At 65.3% G+C, this 18769-nt stretch carries 14 protein-coding genes; 8 read left to right on the top strand and 6 right to left on the bottom strand.

Translation table 11 applies throughout. From position 1 onward, the window contains the following. The first annotated feature begins 24 nt into the window (after positions 1-24). The 8 genes from IVA88_RS09370 to IVA88_RS09335 all read left to right on the top strand — a co-directional run bounded on the left by IVA88_RS09370 (position 25) and on the right by IVA88_RS09335 (position 12044). On the top strand, positions 25-1278 hold the full coding sequence (locus IVA88_RS09370) for an MFS transporter (protein ID WP_247497004.1): 1254 nt from the start codon (positions 25-27) through the stop codon (positions 1276-1278). Between the two features lie 41 nt (positions 1279-1319). Further along, positions 1320-2306, top strand: a complete 987-nt coding sequence (locus IVA88_RS09365) for an MDR family oxidoreductase (protein WP_247497003.1) — start codon at positions 1320-1322, stop codon at positions 2304-2306. 112 nt (positions 2307-2418) lie between these two features. Beyond that, a complete protein-coding gene (locus IVA88_RS09360) occupies positions 2419-3018 on the top strand; it encodes a hypothetical protein (protein ID WP_247497002.1) in 600 nt (199 codons plus the stop codon). Positions 3019-3182: 164 nt separating this feature from the next. Continuing rightward, positions 3183-3434: a hypothetical protein gene (locus IVA88_RS09355; RefSeq protein WP_247497001.1), complete on the top strand. Its 252-nt coding sequence runs from the start codon at positions 3183-3185 to the stop codon at positions 3432-3434. Positions 3435-3697: 263 nt separating this feature from the next. Then, a complete protein-coding gene (locus IVA88_RS09350) occupies positions 3698-5431 on the top strand; it encodes a HAMP domain-containing methyl-accepting chemotaxis protein (RefSeq protein ID WP_247497000.1) in 1734 nt (577 codons plus the stop codon). Positions 5432-5834: 403 nt separating this feature from the next. Then, positions 5835-7904, top strand: coding sequence for a methyl-accepting chemotaxis protein (locus IVA88_RS09345; protein WP_247496999.1), 2070 nt, complete (start codon positions 5835-5837; stop codon positions 7902-7904). A gap of 196 nt (positions 7905-8100) precedes the next feature. After that, complete coding sequence (locus IVA88_RS09340) at positions 8101-10071, top strand: HAMP domain-containing methyl-accepting chemotaxis protein (protein ID WP_247496998.1); 1971 nt, start codon at positions 8101-8103, stop codon at positions 10069-10071. A gap of 284 nt (positions 10072-10355) precedes the next feature. Next, positions 10356-12044 (top strand): methyl-accepting chemotaxis protein, encoded by a 1689-nt coding sequence (locus IVA88_RS09335; protein ID WP_247496997.1) that lies wholly within the window; start codon positions 10356-10358, stop codon positions 12042-12044. A 3-nt stretch (positions 12045-12047) separates the two neighbouring features. On the opposite strand, the gene IVA88_RS09330 is transcribed toward IVA88_RS09335, so the two are convergent. From IVA88_RS09330 to IVA88_RS09305, 6 genes are all read right to left on the bottom strand, one after another. Next, positions 12048-14756: a DUF2339 domain-containing protein gene (locus IVA88_RS09330; protein ID WP_247496996.1), complete on the bottom strand. Its 2709-nt coding sequence runs from the start codon at positions 14754-14756 to the stop codon at positions 12048-12050. A gap of 49 nt (positions 14757-14805) precedes the next feature. Then, on the bottom strand, positions 14806-15774 hold the full coding sequence (locus tag IVA88_RS09325) for an NAD regulator (protein WP_247496995.1): 969 nt from the start codon (positions 15772-15774) through the stop codon (positions 14806-14808). A 205-nt stretch (positions 15775-15979) separates the two neighbouring features. After that, a complete protein-coding gene (locus tag IVA88_RS09320; protein WP_247496994.1) occupies positions 15980-16486 on the bottom strand; it encodes a protein tyrosine phosphatase in 507 nt (168 codons plus the stop codon). Between the two features lie 142 nt (positions 16487-16628). Continuing rightward, positions 16629-17243 carry an HD family hydrolase gene (locus IVA88_RS09315; RefSeq protein WP_247496993.1) on the bottom strand — a complete coding sequence of 205 codons (615 nt, stop codon included), beginning with the start codon at positions 17241-17243 and terminating at the stop codon, positions 16629-16631. Then, on the bottom strand, positions 17240-17866 hold the full coding sequence (locus IVA88_RS09310) for a DNA-3-methyladenine glycosylase I (protein ID WP_247496992.1): 627 nt from the start codon (positions 17864-17866) through the stop codon (positions 17240-17242). The genes IVA88_RS09315 and IVA88_RS09310 overlap by 4 nt, the downstream gene beginning before the upstream one ends. After that, complete coding sequence (locus IVA88_RS09305) at positions 17863-18744, bottom strand: folate-binding protein YgfZ (protein ID WP_247496991.1); 882 nt, start codon at positions 18742-18744, stop codon at positions 17863-17865. The genes IVA88_RS09310 and IVA88_RS09305 overlap by 4 nt, the downstream gene beginning before the upstream one ends. Positions 18745-18769 lie beyond the last annotated feature (25 nt).

Here is an 18769-nt window from a genome sequence, read left to right as displayed (position 1 = left end):
CGCCAACGACAAGAGAGGAACACCATGTCGACACAGATGGGCGAACTCAGTCCAGTTTCGCGTTCCTCTTCCTGGCGTACGCCGGCGATCATTATTCTCTGCGGGTGCGCCATCGGGATGCTCGGCTTCGGTCCGCGCTCGGCGCTGGGCTTCTTCGTGCAGCCGATGAGCAACGAATACGGCTGGGGCCGCGACGTGTTCGGCCTCGCGATCGCCTTTCAGAATTTGCTGTGGGGACTGGGCCAGCCCGTCGCCGGTGCGGTCGCCGATCGCTTCGGTCTGTTCCGGGTGATGTGCGCCGGCGCTCTGCTCTATGCCGGCGGCTTGCTGTTGATGCGCTATTCCTCGACGCCTCTGTCGTTGAACATCGGCGCTGGCGTCATGGTCGGCTTCGGTCTCGCCGGCTGCTCGTTCAATCTGGTGCTGTCGGCATTTACCAAGCTCTTGCCGCCCGAGAAGCGCGGCCTTGCGCTCGGCGCCGGTACCGCGGCGGGATCGTTCGGGCAGTTCCTGTTCGCGCCGATCGGCGTGGCCCTGATCGATAATTTCGGCTGGCAGCAGGCGCTCACCGTGTTCGGCTTCCTGATGCTGCTGATCATCCCGCTGTCGCTGGCGCTCTCGACGCCGCCGGTCGCAAGCACAGCAAAGGCCGCACCTGCGGACGAGCAGACCTTCACCAAGGCGCTCGCGGAAGCCTTCGGCCATCGTTCTTACGTGCTGCTGGTGCTCGGCTTCTTCACCTGCGGCTTCCAGCTCGCCTTCATCACGGTGCATCTGCCGGCCTTCCTGGTCGATAGCGGCATCTCCACGCAAACCGGCGGCTGGGTGATCGCGGCGATCGGCCTGTTCAACATCGTGGGGTCGCTGAGCGTCGGCTATCTCCAGAACAGCCTGCCCAAGCGCTACATCCTCTCGACCATCTATTTCACCCGCGCGCTTGCGACGCTTGCCTTCATCACCTTCCCGATCACGCCGTTCTCGGCGATTGCGTTCGGCGCGATCTCCGGCCTGACCTGGCTGTCGACGGTGCCGCCGACCTCGGCGCTGGTTGCACTGATGTTCGGCACGCGCTGGTTCGCCACCCTTTACGGCTTCGCCTTCGTCAGCCATCAGGTCGGCGGCTTCCTCGGCGTCTGGCTCGGCGGCATCGTGTTCGAGCGGTTCGGTTCCTACACGCCGATCTGGTGGCTCTCGATTCTGTTCGGCGTGCTCTCGGCGCTGATCAATCTCCCGATCGTGGAGAAACCGGTCCAGCGGGCGGTTGCGCAGCCTGCCTGATCGGCTAAACATCCCCTGAAACAAGTCAGGGAGATTTTGCTGTGGCCAATTTCAAGGCGATCCGGATCGACAAGGCGGACAAGGGCACCACCGCGCAGCTCACGCAGTTCGACGAAGCCGAGCTGATGGAGGGCGACGTCACCGTCCGCGTGGAATGGTCGACGCTGAACTACAAGGACGGCCTTGCGCTCACCGGCAAGGCGCCGGTGGTGCGCCGTTTTCCGATGATCGCCGGCATCGATTTCGCCGGCACGGTCGAGCAGTCCTCGCATCCGCAATGGAAGACGGGCGACAAGGTCGTCTGCACCGGCTGGGGCATGGGCGAGACCCATCTCGGATCCTATGCCGAGAAGGCGCGGGTGAAGGGCGACTGGCTGGTCGCCTTGCCACAGGGCCTATCGGCGCGCGACGCCATGGCGATCGGCACCGCCGGCTTCACCGCGATGCTGTCCGTGCTGGCGCTGGAGAAGCACGGGGTGTCGCCGAAGAGCGGTCCGGTCGTGGTAACGGGCGCGGCCGGCGGGGTCGGCTCGGTTGCGACCGCCGTACTCTCGAAGCTCGGCTATCACGTCATCGCGTCGACCGGCCGTGCCTCGGAAGCGGACTATCTGAAAGAGATCGGTGCGACTGAGGTGATCGACCGCAACGAATTGTCGGCGGCCGCCAAGCCCATTGCCAGGGAGCGCTGGGCGGGTGGCATCGACAGCGTCGGCTCGACCACACTCGCGAATCTCCTGTCGATGACGAAGTACGGCGGCGCGATCGCGGCGTGCGGGTTGGCTGCCGGCATGGACCTGCCGTCTTCTGTCGCACCCTTCATTTTGCGCGGGGTGTGCCTTCTCGGCATCGATTCAGTGATGTGCCCGATCGAGCCGCGGAAAGCCGCCTGGCAACGCTTGGCGTCCGATCTGGATCGGACAAAACTAGCTGAAATTACTCACGAAATTCCGCTGACCGAAGTGTTGGAATGGGGCGCGAAAATCCTGGCCGGCCAGGTCCGCGGCCGCATCGTGGTAAAAATTGTCTAACGACGTTCAGACTTTACCAACCAAGCTGCTTCAATGTCGCCATGGTTAGTATGGTAAGCAGCGGGTAAAGAGATAAGGCATAGCCCGCTGCGGGGTTGGTTCGGAGTTGAGCATGCTTGCGCGTATTGTGTTGGGGGCTGTCGCGGCGGCAGCGACGTTTGCGCCGGCCATTGCTGGAAGCATGAACGCCGACGAGGCGCGCCGCTTCGTCGCCGGGAAGGTGTTTGCTTTCACCTGTTTTGACGGTACCCGGGGCGCGGGCCGCATCATGGACGACCTCGGCGCCGCCGGCGCCGTGCAGTTCTCGGGCGCAGGTCCGGTGAAACATCTCCGCCTGCCCGGCAACACGCTTCAGATCCGCGGCCAGAACGTCTGCGCCTCGATCAAGGGCATTCCGTTCGAGCCCTGTTTCAACCTCGAAAAGACCGACGATCGCAGTTTCCGCGGCTCGGTATCGGGGATGGGCTTCGCTTATTGCGACTTCCATCACCAAGGTGGCAACCAGATGCTGATGGCGCGCGCCGTCGCGCGGCCGCGCTCGCTGCGCACCTCGGAACACACGGGTTCGGTCGGTGCGGCCAACACAGAAGTCGCCGCGCGGGTCGAGACCCCGCGCGTCGAGAGCAGCCGGCTCGAGCCGGTGAAGCCGGAAGCCAAATCGGAGCCTGCCAGGAACGACGCCCCGCTGGAGCTGCGCCGCTCGACCCAGTGAGTTGGCCGCGCGGGACAGTCCGCGCATTTTGCCGTTGAGAGCTGCCATCGAACACGAAGCCGCCGCGCCGTAGTCATACGGACGGCGGCTTTCATGCGTTGGTAGCTGTTCGCGTCCCAGTTTTGCGTACGGCCGGGGGGCGCGGCCCGATAAAGGGTTCAACGATGTCGCTGTACTTCTTCCGTATCAGCACGGGCCGCTATTCCGGCGCTGCCGACCAGCCATATGAGTTCGAGGATCGCGCCGCCGCGTGGACCGAGATGACGGAGGTCTGCGCCAATTTGCTCGGCGGCATCTCGCGCAGCCTGAAGCCGAACGCCGAGTGGCGCATGGAGCTGCTCGACGAGAACAAGAAGCCGGTGTTCCGTATCAGTCTCGTCGGCGAGAGCCATCCGCTTCCCAACCGCATCGGCTGATCTCCTGGGCGAGTGGGCGACGATCGCGACGGATATCCTCGGCACCATGCCCACCGCCTGGGCATTCCTATTACTGCGTGTGATTAACCTGTTAAGCGCGCGGTCCGTGCAGGAATTCAAGGGGTTTTTGCGCCGATCCCGTATTTCCACGGCGACAGTTGTTAACCAGATGGGAATGGCGATAGCTCATTTTTTGGGCAAGGGCGATCAACGCCGAGGGCGGCCGACAATGACTCGGCCGCGCAATCCCGGGAAACGCCCTCATGTCGAAACTCATCCAGAATCTGCAAATCGGTACCAAGCTCGCGCTCGCTTCGACGTTCGGCGTTGTTCTCGTCGGGGCCATGATCGGGAGCCAGGTGATCGGCAACAACAACGTGCGTAATTCCAACCAAGCCGCGCTTGCGCAGCAGGAATTGGCGCGCGAAGCCGCCGAAGCCAAGCTCGGGATACGTGGCATGCAGCTCGCAGTACGAGATATCCGTCTTGCCAACAATCAGGGTGACTTGCAAAAGGCGAGCGAGACTCTGCTGGAGCGGTCGAAGGTGCTGAACGGCGTCGTCGATTCCATGCTCAAGTTGGCGCACTCCCCGGAAAATCGCGCGCGGATGGAAGCGCTCAAGTCTTCGTCCGCCGATTACCTGAAAGGTGCGCAGCAGAACGCCTCTGTTCGCGGCGAGGCCATTGCCGTGGCCGCTACGGACCCCGTCCGGGCCGGCAAGATTTCCGAGGAAGGCGCCCGCCAGATCCGTGAGGTGACGCTGCCGCTCGCTACGCAGCTGGACACGTTGACCAGCGAGATTGCCGATTTCGCCAAGCACAAAGGCCAGGAAGAAATCGCTGCCGCGACACAGGCGATGGCCGCGAGCGAGCGTCTCGGCATGGTGGTCGGCGCGTGCGCCGTGCTCGTCCTCATCGGTTCGTGGCTGATGTCCTTCCTGACCATCGCGCGGCCGATCCGCGCGCTCACCATCGCCATGGACAAGCTTGCCAGCGGCGACTTCTCCGTGGTGCTGCCCGGGCTCGGCCGCAAGGACGAAGTTGGTGGCGTCGCCGCGGCCGTCGAGAAGTTCAGGATGGTATCCGAGCAAAAGGCGCGCGAGGAAACCGAGGTCAAGATCAGGCAGGACCAGGCCGCAGCCGCGCAACGCAAGGCGGAGATGCACAAGCTCGCGAACGGTTTCGAAGCTGCCGTTGGCGAGATCGTCGATACCGTGTCCTCGGCCGCGACCGAGCTCGAGGCCTCGGCCTCGACGCTGACCTCGACGGCGGAGCGGGCACAGGAGCTCACCACGATGGTGGCTGCGGCCTCCGAGGAGGCCTCGACGAACGTGCAGTCGGTGGCTTCTGCGACCGAAGAGCTGTCGTCCTCGATCACCGAGATCAGCCGGCAGGTGCAGGAATCCGCGCGTGTGGCAAGCGAGGCCGTCGGCCAAGCCCGCACAACGACTGAGCGCGTCAGCGAACTGTCGAAGGCCGCGACGCGGATCGGCGACGTGGTCGAACTGATCAACACCATCGCAGGTCAGACCAACCTGCTGGCGCTCAATGCGACCATCGAGGCGGCGCGCGCCGGCGAGGCCGGCCGCGGCTTCGCCGTGGTCGCCTCCGAGGTCAAGGCGCTGGCCGAGCAGACCGCAAAGGCGACGGGCGAGATCGGCCAGCAGATTTCCGGCATTCAGGCGGCGACGCAGGACTCGGTCAGCGCCATCAGCGCCATCAGCAACACCATCGAAAAGCTGTCCGAGATATCGTCCACGATCGCGGCGGCCGTCGAGGAGCAGGGCGCGGCGACGCAGGAGATTTCCCGCAACGTGCAGCAGGCGGCGGCAGGCACTCATCAGGTGTCGTCCAACATCACCGACGTGCAGCACGGCGCGGGCGAGACCGGCTCGGCGTCCTCGCAGGTGCTGGCCGCGGCGCAGTCGCTGTCGGGCGACAGCAACCGCCTCAAGCTCGAGGTCGGCAAATTCCTCGACACAGTGCGCGCCGCCTGAGAACCTCCTCCACGCAGCTCGCGAGACGCCCTGCCTCCTCAGGCGGGGCGTTTTTGCGTGCCGCGAGCGTTGCACATAGCTCCGGAGAACTCCGGCTGCAGAAGCGAATGGCAGCGACCTCAAGGTGAAGTTTACAACTTGCTCGCGAAATTACCTCTTCCATTTCAATTATTTGGCCTGAAATCTCAGTATTTCTCCGAAGGCCTCCATTAACCAGAATGCGAAACTCCGAGCGCTAGATTCTCAGGCAAGGGCGATCAACGTCCATGCAGCCGGCAAGGACTTGGCTGCGTGTTTCCTTTTGGGGGAAACTAGCATGTTGAGCCCTGCTCCTAATCAGCAGACCCGAGCTCAAGCCGCCAGCACGTGGAGTCGGCTCGGAAATGTTCGGATCGGCACGATCTTGCCGATCATCATCTCTGCGCTGGTCTTGCTGGGATTGGCTTCGGCGGGCTTCATCGCCTACGAGGCCATCGTCAAGAGGCAAGAATCCGAAGCATTCCTGAGGGTCAATCGAGCTGCCCAACTGCTTCTGCGCAGCGCAGGACACTGGGCGATCGAACGCGGGTTGACCAACGCCGTGCTGAAGTCTCCCGATGTCGTCAGCGCCGAGCGCCGTGCCGAGATCGGGAAGGCGCGCGCGACGGCGGACGAGGCCTTTCGCCAAGCCGTCCTCGATATCAGCGCGATTCCCGAAATGACGGCGGGGCAAAGACAGATTGCCGACGCAGCGGCGAAATTCGAGGCGCTGCGTCTGTTGCGTGAGAAGGCCGACGCCGGAATTTCGCGCCCGCGCGTGGAACGCGAGCCTGACCTCGTAGATGGCTTCGCTCCAACAATCACAGACGTCATCGACGTCGCGAGCAACCGCTTGCGGCTGACGCTTGAAACGCTCACCAGCCCGCCCGTGGCAAGGCTGGCGCAGCTCATCGGCTTGCGACACCTGACAGCTCAGATGGCTGAGAATGCCGGAAGAGAGCGCGCCCTGCTGGCTGGGTCCGTCGGTGCGCGCGCGAAACTCGGCATGGAGGGCTATGAGCGCCTTTCGGCGCTGCGGGCGAAGGTCGAGCTCGCATGGGATACGGTGTTGCCGGTGCGGCTGCGCTCGGACCTCTCCCTGCAGGTCGGCGAGGCGATGACGGAGGTCGAGAAGTCCTATTTCGGAGCCTACGGTGAAACGCGGGTGATTGTGCTCGCCGGTGGCGAAGGCGGGGACTACAAGATCACGGGGCCTGAATACTTCGCGCGGGCCACTGCCGGCATCAATGCGGTGCTGAAGCTCGGTGAAGCCATTGGCGCGGCTGCTGACCGCGAAGCCACAATGCAGGCAGAAACCAGCACTCGCAATTTCGCTTTCACGGTCGTGTTGCTCTGCGCCTCGGTGATGCTGGCTGGCCTCAGTTTCTGGATCACCTTTGGCCGGATCCTCAAGCCGCTTTCAGCCATTTCGGTTGCGATGAGCGGGCTGGCCAATGGCGACTTCACGACGGACGTGCCCGGCACCCGCCGAGGTGACGAAGTCGGCGAGATGGCGCGTACCGTTGAAGTCTTCAAGCAGAACGGCCTCGAAGTCGAACGCATGCGCGGCGATCACGCTGCGGCCGAGAAGCGCGCAGCCGAGCAGCGCAAGGCGGAGATGCGGAAGCTGGCGGACGGATTCGAAGCCGCGATCGGGGAGATCGTCGATACCGTGTCCTCGGCAGCGACCGAGCTGGAAGATTCGGCATCGACGCTCACATCGACCGCGGAGCGCGGCCAGCAGCTCACCACCATGGTTGCTGCGGCCTCCGAGGAGGCGTCGACCAACGTGCAGTCGGTGGCATCGGCGACCGAGGAGCTGTCGTCCTCGATCACCGAGATCAGCAGGCAGGTGCAGCAGTCGGCGCGTGTGGCCAATGAAGCCGTCGGCCAGGCGCGGGTCACCACCGAGCGCATGAGCGAACTGTCCATGGCGGCGAGCCGGATTGGCGACGTGGTCGAACTGATCAACACCATCGCAGGTCAGACCAATCTCCTTGCGCTCAATGCGACCATCGAGGCGGCCCGTGCCGGCGAGGCCGGCCGCGGCTTTGCCGTCGTCGCCTCCGAGGTCAAGGCACTCGCCGAACAAACCGCGAAGGCCACCGGCGAAATCGGGCAGCAGATTGCCGGCATCCAGACTGCGACCGAGCATTCGGTCGGCGCAATCAGGGACATCAGCAGTACCATCGAGAAGCTCTCGGAGATTTCTTCCACCATCGCGGCCGCCGTGGAAGAGCAGGGCGCGGCGACGCAGGAGATTTCCCGCAACGTGCAGCAGGCCGCGGAAGGCACGCATCAGGTGTCGTCCAACATCACCGACGTGCAGCGCGGCGCGAGCGAGACCGGCTCGGCGTCCTCGCAGGTGCTGGCGGCCGCGCAGTCGCTGTCGGGCGACAGCAACCGCCTCAAGCTCGAGGTCGGCAGCTTCCTATGCACCGTGCGCGCGGCGTGATGGCGGCATTTCCAACACGTGTGGTCTGCAACCGCCGCGCGTAGGAACGTAGCGTTTGCGCGTGCGTACTGTATCGCGGCGATGAAGACAGCGCAGGATTAACCTTCCGGAAAAGCGACGCAGTCATGATCTCCGCAATATTCCGGGTGCTGAGTCGCCCTCCCGTATTGCGTATCGATCGTATTGGAGCACACTCATGAGCGGCCTCTCCATCCGTCTGACCCACAAGGTCATGGCAATCGGACTGTTCGGATTGTTGGGTCTCGTCGCCTTCGGCGCGATCTATGAAATCGGCAGTCTCTCCCAGGACGCGTCACGCGATGTCGCCAACCGGGCCCGTGCGATTGCCGATCTCGACAAGCAGCTCTCGATCGAGATGCTGGAGGCCCGCCGCAACGAGAAGAATTTTCAGCAGCGCCGCAACGAGAGCTACGCTAAGGCGCATGCCGAACTGATTGGCCCGATCAACCGCGATTTCGAAGAGGTCGAGCTGCTGATGTCGGCCGGCGGCATGAGCGCGCTCTCCGAGAGGATGAAGCAGGCCCAGGACGGCTTCAAGCGTTACGCGTCGGACTTCAATGCGCTGGTCGCCGCCGAGATCAAGCTTGGCCTGAACGAGACGCTCGGTCTGTCCGGCTCGCTCCGCGCGGCGGTGCACGACATCGAGGCCAAGCTCAAGGAGATCGACGATCCCAGGACCACGAGTTGGATGCTGATGATGCGCCGGCATGAGAAGGACTTCATGCTGCGGCGCGACCCAAAATACATCGTCGAGATGAGGAAGGCCGCAGCTGAATTCTCCAAGGCGATAGAGGTCGTCGCGGTCCCTACGGCGGTGATGAATGAGATCGCGGCCAAGCTGCAGAAATATCAATCCGAGTTCGCATCCTGGGCGGAGGCCGCGCAGCAAACTGCGGCACTCGACGCCAGCATGATGAAGACGTTCCGTGGGCTAGAACCGGGCATGATCGAGGTGCGCAACACAGTCGAAGGCCTGTACAAGCAGGCCGAGGCGGCGGAAGCTGCGACCCGCGAGAATGTGCGCACGTGGATGATGGTCGCCTTCGGCGTCACCGTCGTCGCGCTCGCCGCGGTCGGCTTCCTTCTGGGGCGTTCGATCTCGAAGGCGCTTGCCGGCATGGTCGGTGCGATGACGCGGCTTGCGCGCGGCGAGCTTTCGATTTCCGTTCCCGGCATCGGGCGCAGGGACGAGGTCGGCGAGATGGCCGGTGCTGTCGAGGTGTTCAGGACCAACATGGCGGAGGCCGAGCGGCTGCGCACCGAGCAGGTCGAAGCCGATGCGCGCGGGCGCCAGCAGCGCAAGGCTGACATGCAACGGCTCGCGGATAATTTCGAAGGCGCGGTCGGCGAGATCATCGAGACCGTGTCGTCGGCGGCAACCGAGCTCGAGGCGTCCTCGAACACGCTGACGCAGGCCGCCGAGCGCGGCAACGGGCTTGCCACCGCCGTGGCGGCGGCATCCGAAGCGGCCTCCGCCAACGTGCAGTCGGTGTCTTCGGCGAGCGAGGAAATGACCTCCTCGATCTCCGAGATCAGCCGTCAGGTGCAGGAATCGGCGCGTGTCGCCGACGTCGCGGTCGGGCAGGCCCAGCGCACCAATGCGCGGGTCGCCGAGCTGACCAAGGCCGCCTCCCGCATTGGCGACGTGGTCGAGCTGATCAACACCATCGCCAGCCAGACCAATTTGCTGGCGCTCAATGCGACGATCGAGGCGGCGCGGGCGGGCGAAGCCGGCAAGGGCTTTGCCGTGGTCGCGACCGAAGTGAAGGCGCTCGCCGAGCAGACTGCAAAAGCCACCGGCGAGATCAGCCAGCACATCGGTGCGATCCAGACCGCGACGCAAGACTCAGTCGGTGCGATCAAGGAGATCGGCGACACCATCGCGCGGATGTCGGAGATCTCGTCGGCCATTGCCGCCGCGGTCGAGGAGCAGGGCGCCGCCACGCAGGAGATATCACGCAACATCCAGCACGCCGCGCACGGCACCTCCGAAGTCTCGACGAATATCGGCGACGTCCAGCGCGGCGCAGGCGAGACCGGAGCTGCCTCGGCGCAGGTGCATTCGGCTGCGCAATCGCTGTCGCAGGAGAGCCACCGGCTGAAGAGCGAGGTCGCGCGCTTCCTGGAGTCGGTGCGGGCGGCGTGACGGCGGCCACCTCGGTCTCATGTTGCAGCGCAGGCTGGCACGCTCACGTCGCAGCACGAGATGTCTGTGCGGCTGCAACAGATGGTTGCAGGAGAAATAATGGGGGTGGGGGCGATCCCGTAGTTTTACGTAGGGCACTGTTAACGCCTGCTTGCAACTATGGGCGCAATCTCATGGGATAAGAACCAGCCAGCATTGTTGAACTGACCTCCGTCTCGCCATCGTCGTGGCGATTACGGCGCAGGTGATTTGCGCGTTGCTAGGTAACATCGGGATTTGTCGTGATGTCGAAGTTGTCGATCGTCTTCAAGCTTCTGGCCGTGCTGTCGGTCCTCGTTCTTTCGCTCGCCGGGGTGGGCGTGACGGCGATCGGCACTATGCAGAACATCAATTCCCATACGGTCGAGATCGCGGAGAGCTGGCTGCCCAGCGTGCGCGCGCTCGGCTCGCTTCGCGCCGACATCAACGAGCTGCGCGTCGCGCTTCGCCTGCATCTGATGCAGGAGACCGTCGAGGGCAAGGACGCCGCCGAGAAGCGCCTTGCCTCGCTACGCGAGCGCATCGACCAGACCCGCAAGATCTACGAGCCGCTGATCACCACCGCCGAGGAGCGTTCGCTTTACGGGCAATGGACCAAGGCGTGGGCCGAGTATTTGAACGGCGTGCAGGACGTGATGGCGCTGTCGCGCAAGGGCGTTGGACGTTTCCCGGCCGACGCCAACGAGTTGTTGCAGACCAAGGTCGCGAAGATGGCCCAGGCTGCCGATCCCCTGCTCCAGAAGGGCATCGAGCTCAACAACCGGGGCGCCGAGCTGGAAACGAAGCAGGCCGCCGACAGCTATGCCATGATCTTCCGCGTGCTGGTCGGCATCATCGTGCTCTCGGTCGTGATCGCGATCGGCGCCGCCTATTATCTCGTGCGCGACGTTTCTCGTGGCATTGCCTCGATCATCCGCCCGATGCAGTCGCTCGGCGAGGGCGATCTCTCCGCCGAGGTGCCGCATCGCGGTGAGCGGACCGAGATCGGCTCGATGGCCGATGCGCTCCAGATCTTCAAGGAGGCGCTGATCGCCAAGAAGGCCGCCGACGAGGCCGCCGCGCGCGACGCCGAAGCCAAGATCGAACGCGGCCGCCGCGTCGACGCCATCACCCGCAAATTCGAAGCCATGATCGGCGAGGTCGTCGGCACCGTCTCCTCCGCCTCGACCGAGCTCGAGGCCTCCGCGTCGACGCTGACCAACACCGCGCAGCGCGGACAGGAACTCGCGACCGTCGTCGCAGCCGCCTCCGAGGAAGCCTCGACCAACGTGCAGGCGGTGGCATCCGCCTCGGAAGAACTGTCGTCCTCCATCACCGAAATCAGCCGCCGCGTGCAGGATTCGGCGCGAATGGCGGCGGAGGCCGTCGAGCAGGCGGCGCGGACCAACGACCGCGTCAACGCGCTGTCGCAGGCGGCGTCCCGCATCGGCGACGTCGTGGAGCTCATCAACACCATCGCGGGCCAGACCAATCTGCTGGCGCTGAACGCGACCATCGAGGCCGCGCGTGCCGGCGAAGCGGGCCGCGGCTTCGCGGTCGTCGCCTCCGAGGTCAAGGCACTGGCCGAGCAGACCGCGAAAGCGACCGGTGAGATCGGGGCACAAGTCTCGGGCATTCAGGCGGCGACGCAGGAATCCGTCAGTGCCATCCAGGAGATCGGCGGCACCATCGAGCGGCTGTCCGAGGTGGCCGCGGCGATCGCCGCCGCCGTCGAGGAGCAGGGCGCCGCCACGCAGGAAATCTCGCGTAACGTGCAGCAGGCCTCGGTCGGCACGCAGGAGGTCTCGTCGAACATCACCGACGTGCAGCGCGGTGCGATCGAGACCGGCGAGGCCTCGAACGAGGTGCTGTCGGCGGCGAAGTCGCTGGCGACGGACAGCACCCGTCTCAAGGTCGAGGTCGCGCAATTCCTGGAGTCGGTTCGCGCGGCCTGACCCTCAAGTGCTTGCCTGCGGAGCCGGCGGCGGTACGACCTGCCGCCGGAACAGGATACGCTGGTAGAGCCAGCCGATAGCGACCAGCACGATGCCGAGGCACATGAACGACAGCGCGCGGTAGACGCCCGTCAGTGTCGACATGTCGATGACGAAGGCCTTCAGGATCGTCAGCGCGATCACGGCGGCCGACGCCAGCCGCGCCCGCTCGGAATTGACGAGGATGCCGACGCCGAGCAGCACCACGCCGAAGCCGAGCCAGCCGATCGAATAGGTATATTGCTCGGCGCCCGTCGTTGCCCCGGTGGAGAGGATCGGGCCGTGATAGAAGTGGCGGATCTCCAGCGTGACATAGGTAAGCGCGAACAACAGTGCGCCACCCGCGATCGTGTTGGCGTAGGCCTTGCCGCGTTGGCCCGCCACGGCATAGGACAGCAGCAGCATCAGCACCGCCGGCAGCGCGTAGCCGAGCAGCAGCAGGTTGAACACGGCGCCGCCGACATCGGTGCGCCACAGCAGCGGGTTCTCCAGGATCAGCAGGCCGAACACGCTGACGAGCCCGCCGATCGCCGTGAGCACGACCGCGCCGACGTTGTGCACGACGCTGTGGCTGCGCAGTCGCAGGCGCTCCAGCCCAAGCGCCATGGCGAGCGTGATGCAGACTTGCAGGGCGAATTCGAGCAGCGACGGCGCTGACGTCATGCGCCCGCCGGTCGCAAAGTGCCGGATCTCCATGAAGGCGAGCAGCGCGGTGAACAGGATCGCGGCGCTCTCGACCATGCGCAGCGGGGCGTCGTCGCCGCGGCGGCGCAGGAACAGGCTCGCCGCCCAGAACGACGCCGCCGGCAGGCCGTAGCCCCACAACAACCAGTTGAAGATCGGCGTGGTCCCGACGGCGTCACCGACGATGCGCGGATCATAGCCGATGCGTGCGGTGACGATGCCGGCGAAGACGGCGGCCAGCCAGCGCAGGAACGGGATCGGCCGCTGCATCGAGATCCAGGCGGTGCCGAGCGACATCAGTGCCAGCGCGATCGTGAGCCAGCCCTTCTCCAGCGCAAACGTCAGCGCCAGCGCCAGCGCACCAAGCGTGCCGGTCGCGAACAAGGCCGTGGAGATCATGCCGCCCGGGCGGGTCTCGCGGCGCGCAAGGGCTTCGGTGGCAGCACCAAAGGCGGCGGCGAGCAGCACCGCGAGGACGGCGAACGGGATCGAGCGGTCGAGATGCGCGATGCGTGCGTAGAGCGCGACCAGGATCGCGATCGGCGTCGCGACACCCGCAGCCGACCACACCACCGGAATGATCGCCGAGTTCGAGCGTCCCTGCGCGAGAAAGCCCGCGATGCCGAAGCCGGCGGCGAAGATCGCCGCCATCACCAGATGCAGGGTCACCGCGCTGTCGATCGCTGTCGGTGCGATGCCGGCGATTGGGCCGCCGGGCAGCACCAGCATGTCGGGATTGGCGCGCACCGCCCATTCGGCGAACACGATGAAGACCGTCGCGGCGGCTGCGCCCAGCGCACCCGTAGCCGCCGGCGCGCGCCATGCGACAAGCAGCGTCGCGCCCACGAGCAGTGTGAAGGCGATCAGCGCCAGATCCGCGTGCGCGCTCGACAGCACGATCAGCATCGCGCCGAACAGATAGGCGCCGAGCGAACTCGACGAGACCGGCTCGATCTCTCCATCCTCGATCGTCGGGCCGAACATGAAACCGCAGACGACGAGCAGGGTCGCGAGGACTAAGCCCGCGATCACATGGAAAGCGTGCGGCGCGACCTGCAAGTCGCCGGCATCGAGACCCGGGAAGATCCAGAGCACGGCGAAGGCGATTGTCGTGACCGCAAGCCAGCGCCACAGCCGGATGCGGGCAAGACCAAAGCTCGCGGCGGTGACGATGGCGAGATAGATGTAGAGCGCCCAATAGTCCGGTTTGCCGCTGGAGACGAGGAGCGGCGTCACGAAGGCACCGACCACGCCGAGGCCCGCCAGCGCGGGTCCGTGCAGGAGCGCTGCGGCCAGCGTGCCGAGCGCGACGAGGCCGAGCAGCACGAAGGCGGTCGCGGGCACGAGGAAGCCATAGAGCGCGTAGGCCGCGTAGATGGTCGCAAACGCCACCGCCGTGCCGGCCGCCGTGAGGATAGCGGGAATGTTGGCGATCGGCAGCGCGGCGATATTGGAAATGCTCTCCTTGCGCCGTGACCATTCGCCGGCACCAAGCAGCGCCAGCGCGAACACGCCGCCAAGGAACACGCGCACGCCGGGGCCGACGAGGCCGGCCTCGATCGAATAGCGCACCATGAAGAAGCCGCCGAGCGCGAGCGCAAGGCCGCCGATCCACACCACCCAGCGCGTGCCCAGCCGTTCCTCGAAACCCGGCGCGGGCGCGGGCAGTGGCGGCGGCGCATCGGCCCCGGTGCTCGCTTCGAGCGGAGGCGGTGAAACATCCGCGGTGACGAGCGGGGGCGGCGCCTCGGCCTCCGCGTCGGCTTGGGGCACAAGCGGCGGCGGCGGTGCGGACGTTGTCGCGGGCGCGTCAGCCCACACATCTGCGGGGATCAGCGGCGGCTGCACGGGCCGTTGCGCGTAGAACATCTCTTCGAGCGAGCTCAGCCGTCGTCGCAGCTCAGCCGCCTGGCTGGAGGCCTTGATCGCGATTATGAAAGCGATGATCGCAATAATCAGCGCGAAGACGTCAAACGGGCCGTCAGACATAAAGCCTCCAGGCAATCGGCGGGCAGGGGCCGATCACGCATTTCTCGGGTTAGCGCCGGGAGCGTACGCGCAAACCCGGCGCGGGCCGCTCCTGGAGCACGTCGCGACGGAAGCGGTAGAGCGCCGCCGGACGTCCGCCCGTCTGTGTCGACATCACCCCGGTCGGTTCGACCAGGGCTTCCATTTCGACCAGGCGGCGGAAATTTTGTTTGTGCAGGTGCCGGCCGGAGATCGCCTCTACCGTATACTGCAATTCGGTGAGTGTGAACTCGGCGGGCAAAAGTTCAAACACCACAGGACGATACTTCAGCTTTGCGCGCAGCCGCGCGATCGCCGTCGCAAGAATCCGGCGGTGGTCGAAGCGCATCGATGTGCCGAGCGCGGACAGCGCCTTGCGCGCTAATGCCGCAGGGCGGCCGTCGCGCCGCGCCTCCTCGACCAGCCCGGCTTCGTACAGGAGCTCGTAGCGGTCGAGCACGCGCTCCTCGTCCCAGGGCGCGCCGTCGAGACCGAAATAGAACCGCACGCGATCCCGGCGCGGCAGTGCGCGCGTCGTCTCCGGCGTCTCCTCTTCAGCCCACCCGGTCAATGCCGGGATGATGTCGCGCGCGATGATCGCGGGCGGCCCCTCGCGCCAGTCCTCCCAAGGCAGGAAGCGATACCACGGCGCGAAGCTCGCACTCGTGGCTGCGAGTTCGCCGCCGATGGCGCGCGTCAGTGCGAGATAGCCGATCGACACCATATGCGCGCCGGTGTCGCCGGCTTCGGCATGTCGGCCGCGATCGCCAAACGTGTAGAGCTGTTCGACATAGCCGAGCCGCAAGCCCGTCTGTTCCTCGACCCAGGCCCGCAGGCCGATCTCGAAGGTGCGATGGCTCGGCGCATCGAACGGGCCGAACGGCAGGCCGGCCAGTCCGTCGCTGCCGCGCGCAGTGAGGATCAGCGGCTCGTGATCCTCGATCGCGACGATCGCGGCAGTCAGGCCGATCTCGATCGGCGTCAGCAGCTTTTCGCTCATGCGGTGGCGATCGACGCTGCAGCCACAAACTCGTCATACCCGGGTTTGTCCCGGGCATCCACGTTCTTCATGCCGCGGGAAAGGTCGTGGATGGCCGGGACATGTCCGGCCATGATGATGTGGAGCCGTCTGCGCAAAGGCCCACGTGCCATCGCTCTGCTCCCAAACGGGAGAGGGAGCGCACCCGCAATGTGGTGCGCAGCTGTCATTCGAGCTCGATCACGAAGGGGCGGCCCTCGACCATCATCGCGCCTGGGCCCATCTCATCGAGCGCGCGCAGCATGCGGCCGTTGCGCCCCAGCGCACGGTCGGCAAGGCCGACGATGCGGCGGTTCGGCGAAGCGATCGGGGAAGCCGCTCGGATCTTCTTCGCGATTTCGGTCTCGTCGCGATCCGGATTGAGCGCGCAGACGGCGGCAAAGGCGCTCGCCGTGGAGCGGCTGATGCCGGCATAACAATGCACCACCAGCGGCGCGCCGCGGTCCCAGCCGCGCACGAAGTTCAGCACCTGCTCGATATGTGTTTCCGATGGCGCGACGAAGCCGTCCATCTCCTCGGTGATGTCGTCCATCGACACCTTGAGATGGTTGGCCGGCAGCACCGATACCGGCCGCGCCACCTGTTCGACATTGGCCATCACGGTCAGCACATGGCTGGCTTTGGTGAGGCGGACGGTTTCGGGAAGGGCGGCGAGGGAACAGACGTGGATCATGGCGGACCTTTTAGGCGATTATAGCCGGCGCCCGTAGGGTGGGCAAAGGCGCATCGCGCCGTGCCCACCATTTCGTAACCGCGTGCGCCTTGCTTGAGTTGGTGGGCACGCTACGCTTTACCCGCCCTACGAGACTGCCGGTCTAAGCGAACACCGCGCCAAACCGCTCCAGAAACTGCTTCTCGGCCCGGGCCGCCGTCCAGGGTGTGAGATAGTCGCGCTGGACGCTGTCGGACAGGCCCGGATCGCGGCCGAACAGGCGCCTGGCCTCGCTTTCGCTGAAGCCGGCAAGCGTGGTCGCCTCCAGATAGGCCGCGCCGCGATCGGCGGCCTTGATCGCCAACGTGATCTCCTCCGGCAGCACCGGCGGCAGGCCGAAGCGGATGTGGATGGCGCCGAGCAGGCGTTTCTCGACCGCCTTGTAATGGCCATCGAGCACCGCCTTGAACGGTGAGATCATGTCGCCGATCACATATTCGGGCGCGTCATGCAGCAGCGCGGCCAGCCGCACGCGCTGATCCACGCGCGGGTTCTCGTGCCGCATCACGGTTTCCACCAGCAGCGTGTGCTGCGCGACCGAGAAGATGTGCGTGCCAATGGTCTGGCCGTTCCAGCGGGCGACACGCGCCAGCCCATGTGCGACGTCGGCGATCTCGACGTCAAGCGGGGAGGGATCGAGCAAATCGAGCCGCCGGCCCGACAGCATGCGCTGCCAGGCGCGGGACGCCACATCGCGTGACGACTTCTTGGCCGTCATTTGGACTTGAGGCGCGGCTTGCGCTGCGTCTTGCCGCAGCTCGCGTGACAATGGCAGTCGACGAGATGATCGTTGACCATGCCGGTCGCCTCCATAAAGGCATAGACGATGGTCGGGCCGACGAACTTGAAGCCGCGCGAGGACAGCTCCTTGGAGATCTGCATGGAGAGTGGCGTCGAGGCCGGCACGCTCGCGGTGGTCTTGAAATGATTGACCTTGGGCTTTCCGTCCATGAAGTCCCAGAGCAGCTTCGAGAAGCCCGGACCTTTCTCCATGATATCGAGATAGGATTTCGCGCTAAGAATCGCGCCGTCGATCTTGGCCTTGTTGCGCACGATGCCGGCATCGTTCATCAGCGCGTGAACTTTTTTCTCGTTGTAGCGTGCGATCTTTTCCGGCTGAAAATCGTCGAATGCTTTGCGAAAATTGTCGCGCTTGCGCAGGATCGTGATCCAGGACAGGCCCGCCTGGAAACCGTCGAGGATTAGCTTCTCATAGAGCGCGCGGTCGTCATATTCCGGCACGCCCCATTCGGTGTCGTGATAGGCGACGTAGAGCGGATCTTCGCCGGGCCAGGGGCAACGCGTTTTTCCGTCGGGATGCAGGCGAGGGGCTCGGCTCATGTGATGGGCTGCTTGGCTGGAATGCGGACCATTTCAGGTTCCGCGAGTCTCACAGCGAGGCCACCGGCAGTCAGCGCCTGTTCCGCGTCAAGCGCATCGGCGACGCGGTCGATGCGCACCAGCGCGATACCCTTGCCCTGCGCCGACGACCCCATCGTGCCGACCGCCTTGTCGCCGGCGAGAATGGTGACGCCGGTCTCGGGCGAGGGGCCGTCGAGCAATATCTTGACGCTGCGGGTGCGCGCGGTGCCGCGATGCTGCATGCGCGAGACGACTTCCTGGCCGACATAGCAGCCCTTGTCGAAATCGACTCCGGAAAGGCGGTCCATGTTGGTCTCGTGCGGGAACGCATCGTTGTACATGAAATCCAGTCCGCCGCGCGGGACCCCGAGCGCGATGCGGTGGGCCTCGTACGCGGCGGCATCGACGAGCTCGGCGCCGATCAGATCGGAGAGCTTCTGTTTGAGAGCTTCAGGGATCAGGATCCGGCAGCCGAGGTCCTCGTTGCGCGGATCGGCGAAGGCGAGGTCGGGCTCGGCCGCGGGCTCGCCGTCCCAGGCCGCGAGCACGCCGAGATCGTCGGACAGGTTTTCCACCGTGACCTTGGCGCGCAGCTTGTAGAATTTCAGCTTGGTGGCAAGGCCGTCCGCAAGCGCTTTCGGGCAATCGATCAGGAACCCGCCGCCGTGGCCGGCAGGTGCTTCCGTGATCAGGAAATCCACAATGATCTTGCCCTGCGGCGTCAGCAGCGCGCCGAATCGGCCGAGGCCCGGCTTCAGCTTGTCGACATCGGTCGTGACGAGGCCATTGAGGAAGTTGCGCGCCTCCTCGCCCGCGACCTTGACCACGCCCCGGTCCGGAAGAAACGCTGATTTCATGCGAAAATCTCTTGCGACATGTTGC

The organism is Bradyrhizobium sp. 149 (assembly GCF_023073915.1).
Taxonomy (GTDB): domain Bacteria; phylum Pseudomonadota; class Alphaproteobacteria; order Rhizobiales; family Xanthobacteraceae; genus Bradyrhizobium.
This window is presented reverse-complemented; position numbering and strand designations above follow the sequence as displayed.

Bases quoted from the DNA above. Each gene is read 5' to 3' on its own strand.
- IVA88_RS09350 (WP_247497000.1), top strand. From the start codon at position 3,698: ATGTCGAAACTCATCCAGAATCTGCAAATCGGTACCAAGCTCGCGCTC.
- IVA88_RS09310 (WP_247496992.1), bottom strand. From the start codon at position 17,866: ATGAGCCGAGCCCCTCGCCTGCATCCCGACGGAAAAACGCGTTGCCCC.
- IVA88_RS09340 (WP_247496998.1), top strand. From the start codon at position 8,101: ATGAGCGGCCTCTCCATCCGTCTGACCCACAAGGTCATGGCAATCGGA.
- IVA88_RS09335 (WP_247496997.1), top strand. From the start codon at position 10,356: ATGTCGAAGTTGTCGATCGTCTTCAAGCTTCTGGCCGTGCTGTCGGTC.
- IVA88_RS09305 (WP_247496991.1), bottom strand. From the start codon at position 18,744: ATGAAATCAGCGTTTCTTCCGGACCGGGGCGTGGTCAAGGTCGCGGGC.
- IVA88_RS09360 (WP_247497002.1), top strand. From the start codon at position 2,419: ATGCTTGCGCGTATTGTGTTGGGGGCTGTCGCGGCGGCAGCGACGTTT.
- IVA88_RS09315 (WP_247496993.1), bottom strand. From the start codon at position 17,243: ATGACGGCCAAGAAGTCGTCACGCGATGTGGCGTCCCGCGCCTGGCAG.
- IVA88_RS09325 (WP_247496995.1), bottom strand. From the start codon at position 15,774: ATGAGCGAAAAGCTGCTGACGCCGATCGAGATCGGCCTGACTGCCGCG.
- IVA88_RS09355 (WP_247497001.1), top strand. From the start codon at position 3,183: ATGTCGCTGTACTTCTTCCGTATCAGCACGGGCCGCTATTCCGGCGCT.
- IVA88_RS09330 (WP_247496996.1), bottom strand. From the start codon at position 14,756: ATGTCTGACGGCCCGTTTGACGTCTTCGCGCTGATTATTGCGATCATC.
- IVA88_RS09370 (WP_247497004.1), top strand. From the start codon at position 25: ATGTCGACACAGATGGGCGAACTCAGTCCAGTTTCGCGTTCCTCTTCC.
- IVA88_RS09320 (WP_247496994.1), bottom strand. From the start codon at position 16,486: ATGATCCACGTCTGTTCCCTCGCCGCCCTTCCCGAAACCGTCCGCCTC.